Here is a 17,681-nt window from a genome sequence, read left to right on the forward strand (position 1 = left end):
CCGCCATCGTCGTCTTACGGGCCAACCACCGGGAGACCGGCGAAGTCACCCTTGACGAAGGCCTCGGGGCGGAACACGGTCAGGCCCACGTCTTCTTCGCAGAGGATGGTGACCATGTTCTTGACGAAGTTGTCGCGATCCTGGTTCGACACCGTGATATTCGCCTGCTCGCGGTCCCAGCCCTGCGCACCCATCTTGAAGGCGCCGGTCAGGAAGTCGCCGGCGTCCATCGCCTTTGTGGCGACCACCGGGCGCGCCCACAGACCCGGAACTGCCAGGCCGCGCGGAGTGGCAAACAAGTAGGCGTTGTCCGTGGTCTTGGACAGCTCGATGGTGGTCCAGTCGATGGGATTCAGCACGATGCCGTCGGCCTCGTACTCGGCCAGGGTGACCTGCAGCATGGAAATGCGAAGGCGGTCCAAGGCCGTTTCGTTCTGGACCGTCACGCCCGGGTTCGCGTATGCAGTCGCCTGGGTGTACAGCCCGTTGATGTTCAGGCCAACGCCCGAACCCTTGAGCAGCTGCAGCTCCTCCTTCAGCTTGAGGCCGTACATCAGGCGGCCGTTGATGTATGCCTGGAGCTGGCTGGCGTCGCGCAACACCTGCTTGGAAGCGCGAATCCAGTGCGCGATCGTCACCACCTTGGCCGAGTCCAGCTCGAACTTCAGATCGGACTCGGGCTTCGGATCGGTCGGGTTCTCGCCCACCACGTTGGCATTGTTGGTGAACCCGGTCTCGCGCACGTAGTCGATGGTGTCCGACGTGGCCGGACCGAAGTTCAGCAGGTCACGCAGGAACAGACGCTGGTTCGGAGTGGCGACGATGCCCGGGACGCGCTGCGGCTCGATCAAGCTGCCCGCCGAGTTGTCCTCGCGGGTGATGGCAGCCTTCACGGTAAAGCTGCCCTGCATGCCCGGGTTGAAGTTCCGGCAGGCATCGGAGGTGGCTACAACCTCGCCGATGGTTCGGGCCTTGGCCGGCGTGCCGCCGCCCTGCTCCAGCTTGGCGATCACCTGCTGGGCAGCCTGCAGTTCGGCCTGCAGCTGGCCCTGAGAAGTCAGAAGCTGATCCACCTTCGCCTTGGTCTCCTCGGACAGCTGGGCGTGCGCCTTGATGTCCTTCTGCGCCTGTTCGGCATGGGCCTTCAGCTGGTCGTTGACCTTGGCGAGGCTTGCGTTGATGTCCTTGATGTCCTGGTCGAGCTGGCTCATTCGTTGTTTCCTTGAAGTACGGAGGTAAGGGACGTGGCGAGAGCCACGGTTTGCTTGATGTCGGCCGCGTCGCGCCGGCCGTGTTCGGTGGGTTCACCCTCACCGGTGCCAGCTGGATCACCCGCGCTGGACTTGAACTGACTGATGAGACGCATGGCCTCGGACTTGGGCATCCCGCTAGCTCGCAGCGCAGATTCCATGCGGCGGATGGCGGATGCGCTCTTGCGGTCGTCACTGGCGCCGATCTCCTCGGAACTAAGCAGCGAGTCCGCAAACCCCTGCTCCACGGAGGCGCTACCGCCGATCCAGGATTCCAGGTCCATCAGCGCGGCCATGGCTGCTGCTGTGCCGCCGGTGCGCGCGGCGTATACATCCGCCATCGCCTCATCGAACGGCCGCAGCTGCTCCGATAGGGCAGCGAAGTCGTGTCGGTTCCCGACGCCGACGGACCAACAGTTGTGGATCATCAGGAAGGCCGGACGCGCGATCTGCACGTCATCTCCTGCCATCGCGATCACTGAGGCGGAGGACGCGGCCAAGCCCACGACCTTCACGGTCACATCCCCCCTATGCTCCTTGAGCATGGAGTACATCGCGATTCCGTCGAACATGTCGCCGCCAGGCGAGTTGATGGCGACGGTGACCGGCCCCTTGCCCAGCGACCGGAGAGCGGCGGCCATGCGCTTGGCCGTGAAGCCTTCTCCGGTCCAGTAGTCGTGCCCGATAACGTCATAGATTCCGATGGTGCGCTCGTCCGCATCCCTCTCAGCGGAAGCGCAGATGCTGGAGTCCCAGCGATTCAACGCCAGCGGCGAGATGAAACTGCGCACGTCGATTTGCGGCCGCCCCTGAGGAACGGCCGGCAGTGCCCGGTTTGTCATTGAATCAATCCTTGGTAGGTGCGTCAGCGACGCCGAGGAACGCCCGCAGCGAATCGCGGGCCGCATTGCTTTCGATGCTCGCGCCCAGGTTGTCCAGCGGCGCAAGCGCCGTCTGTACAGTCAACACTGCAGCGTTTCCGCCCATCGGCTCCCGGTCTTCCAGTTCACGCACTTCATCGCGGGTAAGGATGCCGTTGTTGACCATCGCCGCGTAGAAGGCAGCTCGGCCGGCGCTGTCGGCGCGCAACAGACCCTCAACGGTGAATTTCGGATAGAAGCGGGCGCGCTCGCCAGGCTGGAGCAGATCCTTGCTGATCGCCTGCTCGATCCGGCGTAACCACGGTCCAAGAGTGAACGTCAGGAAGCCGATCATTTGTTGCTCGATGCCCGTCCCCCAGCTGGTCGACTTCTCCGCATGACCAACCATCCACGGCGGAACGCGGAACCAGCGGCAGATTTCCTCGACCGAGAAGGCCCGAGACTCCAGCAATTGGGCGTCCGTCGGGTTGATGCCAACCGTCTTGATGTCCGTCCCGGCCTCAAGAATCACAGGGCGGCCTGAGTTGACCGCGCCGCTCAGCGCTTCCAGTGTCCGTCGAGCGTCGTCACGCTGCTCCGGCTTCATGACCTCGGGGAAGCTGAGCGCCGTCGTTGGCATCAGGCCCTTTGCGAAAGTTCCGCTGGCCGCGCGATCGGCCCCAATGGCAGCGCCGAATACGTCAGCGCCGTAGGCGATGACCGAAACACCTTCCTCACCATCGAGGGAGAAGCCTGGGATGGTCCAGATACGATCATTCGGGATCTCGCGCTGCAGGCCGTTCTTCTCCTGGAAGCGCCAGAACTTCACGCCGTCGCGCATGAAGGGCACCAGGCGATCAGGATGCAGAAAACGGAGCCCAACGACCTTGCCACCAATCATCAGCTTTTCGCATCGGGCATTCCCCCTCAACAGCATCGCTGCAACACAAGCCTCCCAATGCACCGCGGCCGTGGTCTCGCTGTTAGGCTGATCGTGCAAGATGAACTGCAGTGGATGCAATGAAGCCACACGCTTTCCGGCGCTTGACTTCTCGTACACCGACAAGGGCAACGTGGATATCGTCTCGGAGATGAGCCGAACGCATGACCATACAGCGGAGAGCTTCATGACAGCATGCTGGTTCACGTCAACGCCAGAGGCCGATTGAGCGCCCGTGAACTCAGCCCAGAAAGCGTTGTCGGTCAGTCCAATGGGAACGCCGAGCCAACCCAGCAGCGCGGAACGAATCCGCCCGGGCTTCGCAGATTTCGTCTTCATCCGATTAGTGGGTTCCTGAAAAAGTCTTCCAAACCGGCCGAGGTGTTGGCCGGCGCGGCATTGGCCGCACCGATTGCCATGCAGAGCGCCACGGCTGCGTCGATCTTGTTGATGGACCTGGCTTTATCCAGCCACTTGTTCTCCCACTTGTCGCTTTCCACCACCGCGCTCATCAGGGCCGAAACCAAGACGGGGTTGCGCTTGAGGCGGATGCGCCCCTCCAGGAGAGCCTCCTCCAGCAATCGCAGAGAACCGGGCATCCACATTCCCTCGGGCGCCGGCCCTCCGCGCGCTTTGGCAGCCTTGACCGCCTCCTCCAACGGCTTCCCTTTACGGGTGCCGCCTTGGGGATGCTCGGCGAACGGCAGTGAAAGCCCGATCTCCTTTGCCTCAGTCTCAAACTTGAGGAAGGCATAGCGGTCATAGGCGACCAGGCCTATCTCGAACTTGTCGTTGTCTTCCGACAGCGTCTGCGCGACATGCCGGAAGTTGATGGACTGCCCCGGTGGCGCGTGGATGTGCCCGGCCTTAGCCCAAACCTCATATGGAAGCTTGTCGCGCAACTGCCTGGCCGCGAGCGTGTCTCCCGGCGTCCAGGCGTCGATCCAGGCATCGTAGGTCGGCTTGGAAACGATCTTCTTCTCGCCCTTTACCTCAACCTCGACCTCGACCGCCCCTGTTTCAACCACCGAAGCCATCGCAGTGATGTCCCGAACCTGAGAAAGGTCCAAGCCCTTATAGATCCTCTTGCCGTGGTGCTCGGCCACGTCAAAGTCCGCCAGCGCGGGCTCCAACGTTGTCCGCGCCATCCACGCTGTTTCCGCATCGGTCCAGATGCAGAAGTGCAAGCGCAGAATGCCGTTCAACGACCCGGGGATCGCCTTTGCCTGCGCGACAACCTCTGCCAGGTATTCCTCGGTGATGGTCACCCCCAGCAGGGGGTTGGCCTTCGCCCAGCACGTCGGATCTTCCAGCGGGTCGTCGCCCTCATCGAGGGAACAGACATAGCTGAAAGTCGTGTCGTCCAGCGGCTCGCCGATGAACGTCGGATCGTTGACTGCTTCGGTATGTCCGGCCGCCACCTTCACCGCGTGCTCGTGCTCCTCCCAAGCCACGCTGTTCCGGTCACTGCCGGAGTTGGTGATCATGAACAGCAACGGTTGACGGCGGAACTTGAAGCCGCGCTCCAGCATCTCGATGGTCTTGCGATCCGGTAGCTCGTGGACCTCATCGGCCAGAACGAAGTATGGACGCGGGCCCGAACCCGTCTTGCCGGTGTCGCGCGATACCGGGCGGAAGAAGCTCCCGCTCTTGTGGTGCGCGATGTTGTACTCCCGGCCCTCGCCGCCCGAGAACTCCAGGCGCTTCATCAGCGCGCCCGACGCCTTGACCATCTTCACCGCATCGGCGAACAGAATGCCCGCCTGCTCCTTCTTCGCGGCAGCGGCGTAGATCTGAGCGCCAGCTTCCCCATCCGCCGTCATCCCATACAGGCCGATGCCGCCGGCCATCGGGGATTTGCCGTTGCCCTTGCCCTGTTCGATATACGCGCGGCGGAAGCGCCGACGCCCGTCCGCCTTCTTCCAGCCAAACAGCGAGCCGAGTACGAAGGCCTGCGATGGGTGGAGCTGGAAGGCCTTTCCCTCGAACTGGCCCTCGCTCAGCTTGAGGACGCCCTCGAAGTAGCTGAAAACGCGATCTGCCGCCTCCTGGTCGAAGTACAGACCGCGCTCGTGCGCGTCCTGCAGGTCTTTGAGGTGGCGACGGCAGGCATTGCGGACATGCGGTCCCGCGACGATCTCACCAGCCAGCACCGCATGCGCATAGGCGCTTGTTCGGTCAGCTGAAGAACTTTTCGTCCGGGTCTTCGTCCTCGTCGCCGCCATGATTCACTTTCGTCTCGTCTACCGGCGTTGCGCCGAGCTTTGATAGGAGCGAGCCCAGCGCCTGCAGCGCCGACACCCCCATGTCCGGGTCCGTCTCCATTCGCGCAGCCAGGATGCACACCTGTCGCAGCAACAACCGGTGACCGGCGTGGAGCCAGGGCATGTTCTCGACCTGCTCGCGCCAGACCGCGATCTGGGGCTTGGTCATCCCCTTGTAGGGAGGACCGATGGCCTTGGCCTTCTTCGGCGTCTTGCGATCCTTGTGCCTTTTCGGGTTCTTGGCCGCTGCGCCGGAAACTGCCGCTTTTGCGGCTGGTGTCCTTGGATTTGCCATCTCTCACCCCTCGCTGGGGGTCGTCTTTCCAACTGTGGATGCGCGAAGAAAGGGGGGCGCACGTATCGCCGGCTGTTCAGAATCGAACTTTTTACCCCCCCTCCCCCTTTCGTTCAGGTTTCTGTGGATAACCTGTGGGTATTCAGCTTTGCGGGGCGGGTCGCCGCTTGCCCACCAAGCGCCCTACTTAAGCGGCCACCCGTCGTGGTCGCAGCCCACCACCACGCTCTCCACGTTCCCGAAGCCTCCATCCTCCCGGGCCGTCTTGCGGCTATGGCACGCGATACACAGGGTCCGCAGGTTCGAAGGATCGTTGTTGTTCGGGTCGCCGTCTTCGTGGTCAACGTGCGCTTGCCCCTTGCCGACAGCCAGAACGCCGCACGCTTTCTCCTGGCACCGGTACATATCCCGGATGAGGATCGATTCCCGTAGGCGCCGCCATTCGCGGCTGTTGGTGGGCAACGCGCGCTTGGCCTGCCTGTTGCCCGCCAGTCCCTTGGCCGCCATCAGTACGACCGCCCATCCAGATCCACGCGCTCCGTCGCGGCGCCCTCACCCTCCACCAGAATGCCTGTCTCCTCTCCCAAGAGCTGAGCCACCGACTGGACCAGTAGCCCGACCTGCTCGGCAAGGACTCCGATCTGCTTGGCCTGAGCATCAATGGCCTGTTGCTGGAGGGAAACCAAAGCCGCCAGTGTCTCGATGTGGTCAGTCATTGGTGGCCTCCACCTCAACCCTGCCTCGCAACGTCAGCTGGACCACCCGCTTGCCATGCTTATGCAAACGCACCGGTTGGGCAGCAACCCTGCCCGCACTCACGGCTCTGCCTCGACCGCACAGCCCGCCGCGATCACTGCCCGCCGGTCTGCCTGCCACCCATCCCACAGCCATTCGATTACGGCCGCGTCTGCGTCGGCTGCGCCAACAATTCGCGCCGCGCTGTTGAAGCGCCCTGCGGCACTGGCTTGGACGGCATCGGGGGTAGCACCACCGGCGAGGGGTCCGGGCGCAACACAGGACCACTGTGGCTGCAGCTGCACATCGCCGCGGCGCAGAGCAGCAGCAAGATCGGTTTGAGCGCGTTTCGCATCGTTCAGGGCCTTCTCGTAACGGGTGTCGGCGGCGGTCCGGCTCTCGGCCACGGCCTTGGACGCTGCCTTCGCCTTCTCGGCGACCCGGGCAGCGGAGTCAGCCAGACGGTCCAGCGTCGCGGCGTGGCCGGCGTTGTCCGCAGCGCGCGCCGCGACCTCGGCCGTGTACTCACCGCGCCAGTGGCCGGCACCCCAGCGGAAGCCCAGAGCCACCAGCAGGGCGGCCAGCAGCGCGATCAGCAGCCAGCGGAGCAAGCCCACATACGGCCGCAGGGGATCGAGCGCGGAAATGAAGTCGGTCCGGTTCATCTGAAACCCTCAATGATTGCCCTGTCGGGGTGCCGATAGCTGATCCAGCCCGGCATCGGCACAAACCGGCCGTTCTGCTTGAGCTGGATCTGCACGTCGTAGTGAGGCAGGTTCTTGAACGCCGCATCGAACTCCTGCAGCAACACGGCCATGCGTGCCTGCCAGTCGTCCGGCATCTCGTGCATCAGCACACGCGGCAGCGGAAGCCAGGACGCATAACTCAGCCCGAACCAGCCCCACAGGGCGTCATACCCGGGGCGCCTACCATTACTCACTTGAGCCTCCACGCCCTTCAGGGCTATTGCTTTACTTGTGCCAACACAGGGCGAACAATCCTTCTCCCCTTCCACGGAATTACGGACATGGCCGACCGCCTGCTCTTCGAGTACCAGGAAGGCTGCTACGTCAATCCAGACCAGGTTGTCGCGGTGACCAGGCTTGATGGCGGACAACATGGTCCGTGGGAGTACCAGATCTACGTGACCGGCTCCGAGATGCCATTCCGTGCTGCCAATTCAGAAAAGGCTGTCGTCGAAGCCTCGCGGAATGGCCTGCTCACGTTCTTCGAGATCCGCTCGCCAAAGCGGTAACCCTCCCTTCATGGGTCCATGCCAATGTCGCCGTGCCAGTGCGCCAGCGCGGCGACGGCCAGGCCGACCAGCAGGCCGATGCCCAGGTACATCACGTCGGCTCGGGCGGGATCACCGCCCCCACCGACCGCATTGCCGACTCCAGCGTCATCACGCGGAGGCGCAACCGGTGGGCTTCCTCCTGGGCCGCCATTCGGAGCTTGATCTCCTCGGCCAGCTGGGTGCCCATACGCTGTTGCGCAGCCTCCAACGCCTCGACACGTGCCGTTAGGCCGCTCACCAAGGCGACGTTTGCGTCCGTCTCGGTGCGGTCCTTCTTCCGGCTCGCTATGACGCCCCAGATTTCCCGGACCAACCACAGGGCGAAGGCACCGCCGGCAGCCCACCAGGGCGCGGTGTTCGGATCACCGCCCATCAGGCGAGGGCCTGGCGCACGCCAGCCTCGATCACAGCCTCATCCCAGAACAGGCCGCCGTTCTCATGGCGGGCAATGGCCGTCACCATGCGCTGCAGCGGCACCTGCTTGCTCAGGCTGACGATCTCGCGGCTACCAACCCCGACCTCGCGGGCCACCTGGGTGATGTACGCCTCGGTGTCGTTCTCCTTCGGCGGCGCCCAGCGGTTGATCATCTCGCGCACCGTCCTCAGCCCGTGCTTGTTCTGATACGTGAGCAGGGTCTTCGCCAGCGCGCGGAAGCCGGCCTGCGGCGTCTCGAACACGCAGAAGCGCTTCTCCCTCGCCATGGCGTCGGGGCTCCGATCCTCACCGCGCCACACGGTCGCAGTGCGGTCCAGGTTCCCCGGGTTGTTGTTGCGGACGCCGCGCGGCTCCTGCTTCGTGCTCATGGGTGAATCCCCTGTGTGGCAAAGGTGCCCGTCACCGCAGCCGGCTGGCTCGATGATTGGTCCGGTGAGAGTGGACGGGCGTAGAAGAACCGATCACCACCGCAGCCTAGGTGCGCAGGCCAGACATGGCGGAACTGGCGCGCTTGCGCGCGGCACCGGCCCCAATCGCCTCACGGCGAGCGGAGGGGATTTCGGCGCGGTGGTGATCGGGGTTGAAATGAAAAGCCCCGCACATGGGCGGGGCTTCTTGGCGGGTTTGGCCCTATTGGGCCAATCTGCCGAATGTACACAGGCTATAGCGCAAAGCGGTCGGGCTTCAACCGACCATTCGCTACGCAACTTCTCTCGTGGTCAGCGCGCGTTTCATCACCTCAGCGGCCTCCTGCTCAGCATTGCGAAGCAGTGCAACGATCCAGTTGTACATCGCTGCCCAGTTGTCGCGGTACACGGTTTTGCTGCGACCAATGGCGGTCGCGCGGGTACGCTCGGACCACGACACGTAGCCTGTACCGCCGCAGCGCGTGCAGGGGACCATCGGGAACCCATGGCAGGCATCGCACGCAGAGCAACCAGCCACCTCCTGCAGCGCAGCCAGGGTGATCGGCGCAAGCATCGCCGCGGCATCGCGGGGCCAGCACTGCGCCTTGGCGCTGTCGTATGCGCCTTGGGCCTCCTCGAGCTTGGTCCGCAGCTCGGACGACATCGAGCGCGCGAACTCGGCCATGGCCTGGCAGAAGCCAAGTTCCAGCTTCGCATCGGCAAGCGCCTCCTCCTGCCGGCGCCACTCGCTCATCACGGCATTCAGCACGTGGACCCGCAGCTTTGGCGAAGGTCTGACCTCAACGTCCAGGTAGCAGCACTCAAGCACTTCCCGGCCCAAGCCGGCCGGAACCAGCCCGAGCGCGTGAGCCACGTCGATGGGCTCGAAGGTCGGCTTGCCGCCGCCAGGGCCAGCATCAAAGCGGGCGGTCTTGGCGTTGAACCGCGCCCCCAGCATTTCGCGCACGTCGGTCATGCCGCTCTCCTTTGTTCAATCACGTAGGTCTGTTGCTCGATCAACTCGTCGTCGCTGCCGTAGGTCTCATGGAACACACGGGAGCCATCCAGCAGGCTCGGGCCGTACACCTCCCGCATCGTTGCGAAGGTGTTGCCCTCAATCGGGTGCCGGCGGTGGTGCCAGGTGCAGAGCGCGTAGCCGAACATGTGCCCACGGCGCACGTTGCCGCTCTTGGCGTGGTTGTAGTCGCAGCCGTACACCACCAGCCCAGCGTCCAGCAGCCCGGCCAGCAGCAGCGATAGACAGGCCATGCACGGGCCAACCTTCGCCGCTTCGATCCGCTCGGCTTCCACCGCGGTCGGGGTGCCCGTGGAGTGCTGCATCGCCATCAGTCCTGATCCCCGAAGCCGCCGCGGCGTCCACCGCCAAAGAACTTGTTCTTCCCACCAGCGCGCGACGCAGGGCGGTCGGGCTCGGGGGCCTCCGGCAGGTCGCCGTCTCGATCTCGCAGGGCCATGTGGGCGTAGTCGTTGCGCAGGAAGATGGACTTGCCGGCCTCAACGTCGCGGCCCTTCGCCAGGATCAGCTCCACGATTCCCCGCATATGGGTGGTCTTGTCGTAGTAGTCATCCCGGTGGATGAAGATGATCATGTCCGCCTTCTGCTCGATCTCGCCGGACTCGCGCAGGTCGGACATGTTCGGGCGCTTGTCCTGGCGGCTGGACAGCGCACGGTTCAGCTGGCCCAGAGCCAGTACCGGGCAGTTGAACTCCTTGGCGAGGGTCTTAAGCCCTTGCGCGATCTCGCCGTACTCAAAGCGCGCCAGCTTGGCGTCGATCTTGAAGTCATGGATGTGGTCCACAACCAGCAGCTCAATCGGTCGGCGGGCATGCAGCGCGCGGGCGCGGGCCATCAACTGGCTGATCCGCAGCGCCGGTGTGTCGTCAACGCTCAGATTCAGCGCGCGGCGATCCCGTACAGCGGCGGTGACCTTCGCCCAGTACTCGTCCGAGCCGCCCGGCGCCAGCAGCCATTCGTGGGGAACCTTGGCGGCGGCAGAAATCCCGCGCCGGTTGAGCTGGTTCTTGCTCATCTCCAGCGAGAAAAGGGCCACGTGCCGGTCCACCGCGGCGAAGTCGGCGATGTTCAGTCCCGCGATGGATTTACCCATGCTCGGGCGACCGGCGAGGATGATCAGCTCCGTCGGCTGCAGCCCGTGGGTTGCGTCGTTCAGATCCTTCCACGGGGTCGGCACGCCGGTGATCGAGGTGCCGAGCTCGAAGCGGTACCGCAGGTCATCGAACCAGGCCGGCAGGGTGTCGGTGACGGCAACCAGGCCGCCCGTGTGGCTGGGGGCCAATCCCTGCATCAGCACCTGGGCCGCGGCGATGCCCTCCTCCGGCTCGAAACGCGGGTCATAGGCTGCATCTGCGATCTCGGTGCCGATGCTGACCATCCGGCGCGCTAGCGCCTTGTCGCTCACGACCTTGGCATAGCCAGCGATGTTCGCGGCCGATGGCGTGGTGCTGGCAAGGGTCGTCAGGTAGTGGTCGGGAACCTGCTCGCCCATGCCCTGCGCTTGGAACCACTCGCCCAGCGTCACCGCGTCGAACGGGCGGTCACGCTCAACCATGTCCCGGATCGCGGTGAAGATCAGCTGGTGGTCGCGGCGGTAGAAGTCCGCCGGCTCCAGGCTGCCCTCAATCTTCCGCCAAGCCTCCGGGTACAGCAGCAGCCCGCCGATCACCGCCTGCTCGGCGGCGACGCTCTGCGGCGGAACCCGCATCTGGGCGACGGTGGCGTCCGCGTCGAACATCAGACCGCTCCCTCGCGCTCAAACAGCTTCAGCATCGTTTTCGACTGGGTCATGTGGTCGAAATCCGGGGTCCAGTTCTCGTGCCCACGACCCCCGCCCTGCCGGCCGGAGTGGAAATCGTCCCTTGCAGCCACGGCGAAGTACTCGGCCCAGAACTCGGGCGGGATGCGGCTTTGGCCCTGCCCGCGGCAAATGTCTCGGGCGATGGAGACGCAGCGTTTGACCTGCTGCTGCCGCTTGTCGCGGCCCACCGCCGGGTTCACCGCCGCCAGCAGCCCGCCGTTGCCCTTCACGAGCGCCGAGGCGTTCCAGGCCGCAATCGCCTCGTCGGTCACCGCCGCCAGTCGCAGCACCTCCTTCGGCGAAGCACCGCCACCGGAGGCGTCATCCGGCGCAGCCGATGACGAGTCCGAGCGAAGCGAGGACTTAGGCTCTTCCGGAGACGGAGACGGAGACGGAGACGGGGCACTGCCAGAATCTGCCACTGGCACTTTCTGGCACTCCGCTTGGCAGTCATTGGCACTGCCAGATTCTGCCAGTGGCATGCCACTGGCACTTTCTGGCAGTGCTGCTGGCACTGGCTGGCAGTCGATCCCGATGCGCTTGGCATACTCGGGCATCATCCGGGCAGCCTCTGGACGCCCGTATTGCTTGCACAACGCCGCCCACTTCGATTTCTCGCTGCGTGCTTCCGCCCCGGCTGCCCACGGGTTGTGGTCTGCCCAGTCGTGCAGCGCGTAGTCGTCGCCGTCCTGGTCGAGGAAGCGCACCCGCACCAGCTCGCGCACGAACGCGCCATCATCGCCCAGCCAGTCGGCGGCAAGCTCGATGTCTTCCACGGTCATGCCGGACAGGTCGCCGTCGCTACGGTTTGCCGCGGCCCAGGTGATCAGGCAGATCAGGTTCCATGCCCCACCCTGCCCCAGCGCGCGGATCAGCTTCTTGGTCTTCGGGTGGCTGGACAGCCCGGTCGCAATGCGTGCGTCCTGCATGTCAGCCTCCCACCCGTGTCGTGTTCTTCATGCCACTACTCCCACGTCCTCCTGCAAGACCCGCATCCCTCAACCGCGCAGGAGTTCGGCTGTCCCACCAGGAGCTACCCGGCGGTTAGAGGGGCGGGATTCGGTCAGGGGCGCTCGCGCGCCTCCTCGGCTTTCTTCTCGTCGGCTTCGGCCAACTTCAGGAAGTTGCGGTTCCTGGCCAGGATCTTGGTCAGCGACGCAATGCGGGCCTGCTTGATGGCGACGGCCGGGCCAGGGGGGAGCCGGTCTTCCTCCAATGCCTTCAGCGTCTCCTCGTGCTCCTTCACTCGCTCCCGCAGCCACTCCACGCGGGTCTGCGGCTTGCGCTCCGGCATCACGAACGGCGCGTGCGGCTGCGCCATGTACCGGCGCTTCAGCTCGCTTTGCAGGTCTTCGTCGCTGAAGCGCTTCAGTGCACCTTCCAGCCATTCGGCGGAGCGACCCTTCTTCGGCTTCCTGGCGGGCTTGTCGGCCATCACGCGCCCCCACCGAGCAACGCGACGAAACGGCGCTGAATGGTCAGCGCGGCAATGACGACATCGTTGCAGCGGTCAATGATCGTCTTGGCGTGCGGGCGGTCCCGCTCATCGATCACGCCATCGGCGGTGGCGGGCGTCAGGGCGCTGACCAGCGACCCGAACTCAGTCATCAGCACGCCGATGCCGGCCGTGTCCGCATCCGCGGCGATCAGGCTCAACCGGATGGGCAGCAGGCCGCGCCGCGCCGCGAGATCCCGTTCGCAGTCGCTGCGGTAGGGCTCGGGCAAGCTCAGCACCCATGCGTCCTCAAGATCGGCCGGCAGCGTCTTCACCGTGCCGTCCATGTACCGGCGCAGTGCCTGGCCGTTCGCCTTGAGCGCGTCTGCCAGGTCATCGCCCTGCCCCATCCGGAGCGGGACGGCCTTCTTGTCGTGCCGGTGCGGCGCCGTCATCGCGAAGTACTGCTCCGCCACATGCATGGCGAAGCTGTTCGCGTTCATCGCCGTTTCGTTGAGCATCTTGTCGGTGTAGCCGTAGATCACTTGCTGGCGCGAAGGCAGAAACTGCCTCCCCAGCTTCATGACATCGCCGGCACCGGTCGCCAGACTGCTGCCCATGGACGGAATCGAACTCATCTCAGGCGCTCTCCACCGGAACGATGCGGTCGTCATCGGGATCTGTCGGAACCTTCTCGGCCTGGACCAGCGGCTGGACGCCCAACAGGCGCAGCACTTCAGGCACTGCCGGCAGCGCGCGCTCCTCATCCCAGCTTTCGACCTGATCGACAGGGAGACGCAAGACAGCGGCCAGCTGCTTGTCGTTGGTGAAGCCCAAGCGGGCGCGCAGCGCGCGCTTGCTCATGCGCGTGTCAATCTGAACTGCCAGTGCTTCCGGCATATGCTCGCTAGTGCTTCTACCCACAACGCACCGCATCCCGTGAAGGCGAAGGAGCGCTAGCGCGCTTGCAGCACGCGGCGACTGTGACCTTCCCGACGCAAGATCCCCAACGGTCGACCCCGCGGAACCAATCGCCTCCCCGATCTGGGCATAGGTCATGCCCGCCGACTGAAGGTCTCCGATGATGCAAGCCCATGATTTGTCCATACCGTCCAATCTACGGTATTCCGTAACCTGGAGTCAACGGCATTCCGTTACGGAGTTCCGTTCAAATGTGAACATGAACAACATTGGCTCTAGGATCAGAAGCGAACGCGAGGCCCAGGGGATTTCCCGAGCGGAGCTGGCACGGTTCGCCGGCATTGCAGCAACGACCTTGTCTGACCTTGAACTGGGTCTCTCGAAGTCCACGACAGCTCTTCACAAGATCGCAGCTCGTCTGGGGCTGCGGGCCGAGTGGCTGGAGACAGGAAAGGGCGTCAAGGAGGCTACAGCTCAAGCCCACGATTCGGACGCCGAATACACGGATGTCGTTGGCTACTCCCAGGCAGTTGGCTTGGGCTCGGCTGGGTCCGAAGCTGTCGACTACGCAGAGACGCACAGCCTAAAGTTCAAGAAGACCAGTCTCCGCCGTCGCGGCATCCTTGGCCGCCCCCTCGCCGTCTACTACGGCAAAGGCGACAGCATGGAGCCTGCGATCAAGGATGGCGACGCCATCCTGTTCGATTCTAGCGACACCCGCGTGGTCGACGGCGTCCTCTACGTGATCCAAGTAAATGGCTCTGCCAATCCGGAGTACTACGTGAAGCGCGCAATGGTCTTGGACGCGGGCGTCTACTTCGCGAGTGACAACCCGGCCGGCGACCATAGCTGGAAGAAGCCCAAGGCCATGGATTCAAAGAAGCACCCGATCGCGGTCATTGGCCGTGTCCATTGGATAGGTGGTTGGGCGGATTGAATCACGCATGCAGGTAGGGGGAAGGAGAGTGAACACATGGAAGGCCAATCGATGATCCAGTGGGGCGAAGTCATAGCCGGCAGCGAAACAGCAGTCGGTATCGGAGTGAGTGGAGCCATACGCTGCACACTGCGTGTAAACGGGAGAGCACAAGCAGCAATTCTCAAGCGGGGGCCGCCGACTGAAGTGCTTGCGGAAGCCTTCGCAGCCTTGCTTCTACGCGGCTGGGGCTTACCGGTACCAACGCCGTACTTGATAGATGAAGCGGCCGGATTAGCTTTTGCTAGTGCAGAGCAAGCGTATCCAAATCTTGCACAGCGAATGGGATTGGACGGCATTCCACCAGGCACCCCTGCAGCGCAGGCGGCCACATTGCTCGCTTACAAGGTCATATCAGAACTCCCCACCATGCCACTAGCCTTGGTCGCAGACGAGGCAATCTGCAACCCCGATCGCAACGTCGGCAACATCCTGTGGGACGGCATTGATGAGCATTGGATCGACCACGCATACGCCTTTGTTTTTGATACGCCCGTGCCCAACCAACTGGCAGAGATGGCAAAGCAGGTTGGAAGGGGCACCGACATCAGCTCAGCTGCGGTCGCGGCATGGCTGGCTTTAGATCGACAGGGTCCAATCAATGCGGCGGAGGGAATGCCGCCAGTGCTCGATGCTGGCAATCACGCCAAGGACGTATCTGAGCAATTGAACCGGCTCGGAAATCGCCTTCTTGCACGCTTCCCACAGCCAGATGATTTACTATCCGGCGCATGAACACCATCGCTCCCACTCTGCACCCATGGCGCCCCCTATTCTGGGAACCGGTAGCTGGAACCGGTGAGCGATTGATGGTTGGATTGGTGTACTGCTACGCCAGCGAATGGAAGGCCCGACGTATCCTGCGTGACGACGTCTTGGACAACCTTTACGGAAATGCCTCTGTCGGTGCACGTAAGCTGATCGATGTCGGCTTAGCGATGTTTCATGCCGCAGCCAAAGCAGCGAACTCGCTTGAGCCGCTATGCACTACGATGATTGGCCTGCACCCTGGCGAACTGCGAAATACAGAAGCATCTTCAGAATCTGAACTGATGCGTATCGCTGCATTGCTCTACTCCAGTCTCGCACATATCGATAAGCTCGATGAAGAAGAGGCGACTGACACCCCGGGCAATGAAGAAGCCACTCGCCGTTTCAGTACTGACATCAAAGAGACAGTACTGAAGTCACGTCCGGATCTAGCCCCCTGCTTTTCCCGTACCGCGGTGCTGGTTGAAGGAGGCAACCCAACTCGCTTCGGCTTTGCGAGCAGCAACGTCCTTGCGCACTTCAATGTGCTATCTCCGTTACGAGCGGGAGCTAGCATGAAAGATGCCAGAGGAAGGTTGTTTGAGCTCCAGAATGGAAACGCTTGGGCAAAGCTCCCACATGCCCTGCTCATATCTGCGCTTCCTCGCGACGATGATCCACTTCTTGGAGATCGCCAGCGGCGTCGAAGCGCCGAGATGCGCGAGGAACTCGCAGCTGAGGCAGCTGCAGTCGGCATAGGATTCCACCCCGTCACCTCGGCCAATGAGGGGGGCAAGGCCTTGCTCGACTTGGAAGCAGCCTGAGCCCAAATCGAACCCCGCTCCGGCGGGGTTTTTCTTTGCCTAGCCATCGATTCTTAATGCGTTCATCTAGCCGTCTAGCCAGAAGTACGGAATTCCGTTGACAACGAATAACGGAATTCCGTAGCATCTTTCCATCGCCCCGCGACACACCCATCCGGGAAGGGGCTGGAGATTCGGTCAATGGCTACCGCCCGCCAGTCCTGGCAAAGCAGATACCGCGCCGCACGCTCGGCCTTCAAGATGTGGGGCGACTTCGAGCGCAACCACCCCAGCGGCGACACCCCGGCGTTCCTGCTCGAATCCATCGGGGCATGCCCCCTCTTTAAGCCCACCCGCCTCCACGGTGACGTGCTCGGCTGGTTCACCGCCAACGGTGCCCGGCCCCTCCACAGGTTCCGCATGGCCCACCTCGCCGGCCGCGTGCGCCTGCCCGGCGCTCGCATTGGAGGTGCTGCATGAGCCGCTCCGGGTACAGCGACGACTGCGAGAGCTGGAGCCTGATCTGCTGGCGCGGAGCCGTAAGCGCTGCACTGCGGGGCAGGCGCGGACAGGAGTTCTTGATCGAGTTGCGTGATGCTCTCGACGCAATGCCGGTCAAGAAACTGATCGCCGACGAGCTGCAAACGGTTGATGGATGCTATTGCACTCTCGGTGTTATTGGCTCCAAGCGCGGCATTGAACTCGGCGCGCTTGATCCCACTGACCGCGATGCGGTCGCACAAGCCTTCGGGATTGCTCCAGCGATGGTTGCCGAAATCGTCTTCATGAACGACGAGGCCTCATGGAACGCCGAGACGCCCGAGGCTCGCTGGGGACGCATGCGCGAATGGGTTGGCAGCCAGATCCACGGCGGTGCCGCATGATCCGCGCCCTCCTCGCCTCCCTGCTGCTCGCCCTGGGCGGCTGCGCCGCTCCCACGATCCCGGCACCGGCCCCCGAAACCCGGACCGCCGGCGACGTGACCGTCCCCGCTGACCTTGTGATCTCCAGCCCGCGCATCTGCGCCGCGCTCGCGGTCTACGAGCTGGCGGACCATGACGATTGGGGCCTGCGCGCAACTATCGCGGGGACCGCGCTCAACGGCTTCCGCGGCGCTGGCCGCGTGCCCGACTGCGCTACAGGCGTCGCCATCGCGTTGACTGATGGGTTCTCTGCCCGCCGTTGGCAGGAAGCTCTCGACGCCGTGGATGCCGTCACCAGCGGCTCCTACTCCGTTCCCCTCGCATGCGCCCGGGCAACTGCGGTTGTCCCCCTGTCGGACTTAGATGCCGGGGCGCACTGCGTCATCTACGACCTCGCTTTCGTGGGCACCAAGCCGTGAAGGGCGACAAGAAACCCCTCCTGGACCTCCTGCTGTTCGCCGCGATTGCGGCGGCGGCACTGGTCGCCATCTGCGCTCCGCTCGCCTTCAGCTCCTAAGGAGATCGATATGCAACGCATGGTCAGCCACGCGG

25 protein-coding genes are annotated in these 17,681 nt (G+C 63.8%); 7 read left to right on the forward strand and 18 right to left on the reverse strand.

Annotated features, from left to right (window positions below; all coding sequences use genetic code 11):
- Positions 1–14: 14 nt before the first annotated feature.
- From AC06FE_RS12730 to AC06FE_RS12770, 9 genes are all read right to left on the reverse strand, one after another.
- On the reverse strand, positions 15–1,211 hold the full coding sequence (locus AC06FE_RS12730; RefSeq protein ID WP_478073230.1) for a phage major capsid protein: 1,197 nt from the start codon (positions 1,209–1,211) through the stop codon (positions 15–17).
- Entirely contained in the window at positions 1,208–2,092 is an 885-nt protein-coding gene (locus tag AC06FE_RS12735) for a head maturation protease, ClpP-related (protein ID WP_478073231.1), read from the reverse strand. Before AC06FE_RS12735 ends, AC06FE_RS12730 begins: the two co-directional genes overlap by 4 nt.
- Positions 2,093–2,096: 4 nt before the next feature.
- A complete protein-coding gene (locus AC06FE_RS12740; protein ID WP_478073232.1) occupies positions 2,097–3,389 on the reverse strand; it encodes a phage portal protein in 1,293 nt (430 codons plus the stop codon).
- On the reverse strand, positions 3,386–5,275 hold the full coding sequence (locus AC06FE_RS12745; RefSeq protein WP_478073233.1) for a terminase large subunit: 1,890 nt from the start codon (positions 5,273–5,275) through the stop codon (positions 3,386–3,388). Before AC06FE_RS12745 ends, AC06FE_RS12740 begins: the two co-directional genes overlap by 4 nt.
- On the reverse strand, positions 5,229–5,609 hold the full coding sequence (locus tag AC06FE_RS12750; protein WP_446542159.1) for a hypothetical protein: 381 nt from the start codon (positions 5,607–5,609) through the stop codon (positions 5,229–5,231). The genes AC06FE_RS12745 and AC06FE_RS12750 overlap by 47 nt, the downstream gene beginning before the upstream one ends.
- Before the next feature lie 183 nt (positions 5,610–5,792).
- Complete coding sequence (locus tag AC06FE_RS12755; protein WP_478073234.1) at positions 5,793–6,116, reverse strand: HNH endonuclease; 324 nt, start codon at positions 6,114–6,116, stop codon at positions 5,793–5,795.
- Positions 6,116–6,325 (reverse strand): hypothetical protein, encoded by a 210-nt coding sequence (locus AC06FE_RS12760; protein WP_478073235.1) that lies wholly within the window; start codon positions 6,323–6,325, stop codon positions 6,116–6,118. The genes AC06FE_RS12755 and AC06FE_RS12760 overlap by 1 nt, the downstream gene beginning before the upstream one ends.
- Positions 6,326–6,424: 99 nt before the next feature.
- Positions 6,425–7,009: a hypothetical protein gene (locus tag AC06FE_RS12765; protein ID WP_478073236.1), complete on the reverse strand. Its 585-nt coding sequence runs from the start codon at positions 7,007–7,009 to the stop codon at positions 6,425–6,427.
- Entirely contained in the window at positions 7,006–7,284 is a 279-nt protein-coding gene (locus tag AC06FE_RS12770) for a hypothetical protein (protein WP_478073237.1), read from the reverse strand. Before AC06FE_RS12770 ends, AC06FE_RS12765 begins: the two co-directional genes overlap by 4 nt.
- A gap of 87 nt (positions 7,285–7,371) precedes the next feature.
- Between AC06FE_RS12770 and AC06FE_RS12775 the strand changes: the two genes are divergently transcribed.
- Positions 7,372–7,599, forward strand: coding sequence for a hypothetical protein (locus AC06FE_RS12775; RefSeq protein ID WP_478073238.1), 228 nt, complete (start codon positions 7,372–7,374; stop codon positions 7,597–7,599).
- A gap of 91 nt (positions 7,600–7,690) precedes the next feature.
- Here the strand turns inward: AC06FE_RS12775 and AC06FE_RS12780 are convergent, their stop codons facing one another.
- The 9 genes from AC06FE_RS12780 to AC06FE_RS12820 all read right to left on the reverse strand — a co-directional run bounded on the left by AC06FE_RS12780 (position 7,691) and on the right by AC06FE_RS12820 (position 13,620).
- Entirely contained in the window at positions 7,691–8,014 is a 324-nt protein-coding gene (locus AC06FE_RS12780; protein WP_478073239.1) for a hypothetical protein, read from the reverse strand.
- A complete protein-coding gene (locus AC06FE_RS12785) occupies positions 8,014–8,445 on the reverse strand; it encodes a structural protein P5 (RefSeq protein ID WP_478073240.1) in 432 nt (143 codons plus the stop codon). The genes AC06FE_RS12780 and AC06FE_RS12785 overlap by 1 nt, the downstream gene beginning before the upstream one ends.
- Before the next feature lie 331 nt (positions 8,446–8,776).
- On the reverse strand, positions 8,777–9,460 hold the full coding sequence (locus AC06FE_RS12790) for a hypothetical protein (RefSeq protein ID WP_478073241.1): 684 nt from the start codon (positions 9,458–9,460) through the stop codon (positions 8,777–8,779).
- Positions 9,457–9,825 (reverse strand): Ref family recombination enhancement nuclease, encoded by a 369-nt coding sequence (locus AC06FE_RS12795; protein ID WP_478073242.1) that lies wholly within the window; start codon positions 9,823–9,825, stop codon positions 9,457–9,459. Before AC06FE_RS12795 ends, AC06FE_RS12790 begins: the two co-directional genes overlap by 4 nt.
- 5 nt (positions 9,826–9,830) lie before the next feature.
- Positions 9,831–11,258: a replicative DNA helicase gene (locus AC06FE_RS12800; protein ID WP_478073243.1), complete on the reverse strand. Its 1,428-nt coding sequence runs from the start codon at positions 11,256–11,258 to the stop codon at positions 9,831–9,833.
- Positions 11,258–12,250, reverse strand: coding sequence for a hypothetical protein (locus AC06FE_RS12805; protein ID WP_478073244.1), 993 nt, complete (start codon positions 12,248–12,250; stop codon positions 11,258–11,260). The genes AC06FE_RS12800 and AC06FE_RS12805 overlap by 1 nt, the downstream gene beginning before the upstream one ends.
- A gap of 134 nt (positions 12,251–12,384) precedes the next feature.
- Positions 12,385–12,759, reverse strand: a complete 375-nt coding sequence (locus AC06FE_RS12810; RefSeq protein ID WP_478073245.1) for a hypothetical protein — start codon at positions 12,757–12,759, stop codon at positions 12,385–12,387.
- Positions 12,756–13,394 carry a hypothetical protein gene (locus AC06FE_RS12815; protein ID WP_478073246.1) on the reverse strand — a complete coding sequence of 213 codons (639 nt, stop codon included), beginning with the start codon at positions 13,392–13,394 and terminating at the stop codon, positions 12,756–12,758. Before AC06FE_RS12815 ends, AC06FE_RS12810 begins: the two co-directional genes overlap by 4 nt.
- A gap of 1 nt (position 13,395) precedes the next feature.
- Positions 13,396–13,620, reverse strand: a complete 225-nt coding sequence (locus AC06FE_RS12820) for a hypothetical protein (RefSeq protein ID WP_478073247.1) — start codon at positions 13,618–13,620, stop codon at positions 13,396–13,398.
- Positions 13,621–13,936: 316 nt separating this feature from the next.
- Between AC06FE_RS12820 and AC06FE_RS12825 the strand changes: the two genes are divergently transcribed.
- From AC06FE_RS12825 to AC06FE_RS12850, 6 genes are all read left to right on the forward strand, one after another.
- The gene (locus AC06FE_RS12825; RefSeq protein ID WP_478073248.1) at positions 13,937–14,614 is read left to right on the forward strand and encodes an XRE family transcriptional regulator; all 678 of its coding nucleotides are present in this window, start codon (positions 13,937–13,939) and stop codon (positions 14,612–14,614) included.
- A gap of 36 nt (positions 14,615–14,650) precedes the next feature.
- The gene (locus AC06FE_RS12830) at positions 14,651–15,388 is read left to right on the forward strand and encodes a hypothetical protein (RefSeq protein WP_478073249.1); all 738 of its coding nucleotides are present in this window, start codon (positions 14,651–14,653) and stop codon (positions 15,386–15,388) included.
- Positions 15,385–16,227 carry a hypothetical protein gene (locus AC06FE_RS12835; protein ID WP_478073250.1) on the forward strand — a complete coding sequence of 281 codons (843 nt, stop codon included), beginning with the start codon at positions 15,385–15,387 and terminating at the stop codon, positions 16,225–16,227. Before AC06FE_RS12830 ends, AC06FE_RS12835 begins: the two co-directional genes overlap by 4 nt.
- 180 nt (positions 16,228–16,407) lie before the next feature.
- Complete coding sequence (locus AC06FE_RS12840) at positions 16,408–16,686, forward strand: hypothetical protein (RefSeq protein ID WP_478073251.1); 279 nt, start codon at positions 16,408–16,410, stop codon at positions 16,684–16,686.
- Positions 16,683–17,090, forward strand: a complete 408-nt coding sequence (locus AC06FE_RS12845; RefSeq protein ID WP_478073252.1) for a hypothetical protein — start codon at positions 16,683–16,685, stop codon at positions 17,088–17,090. Before AC06FE_RS12840 ends, AC06FE_RS12845 begins: the two co-directional genes overlap by 4 nt.
- The gene (locus tag AC06FE_RS12850) at positions 17,087–17,548 is read left to right on the forward strand and encodes a hypothetical protein (protein ID WP_478073253.1); all 462 of its coding nucleotides are present in this window, start codon (positions 17,087–17,089) and stop codon (positions 17,546–17,548) included. The genes AC06FE_RS12845 and AC06FE_RS12850 overlap by 4 nt, the downstream gene beginning before the upstream one ends.
- Positions 17,549–17,681 lie beyond the last annotated feature (133 nt).

The sequence above is a fragment of the Stenotrophomonas sp. Steno-C18 genome (assembly GCF_056393195.1).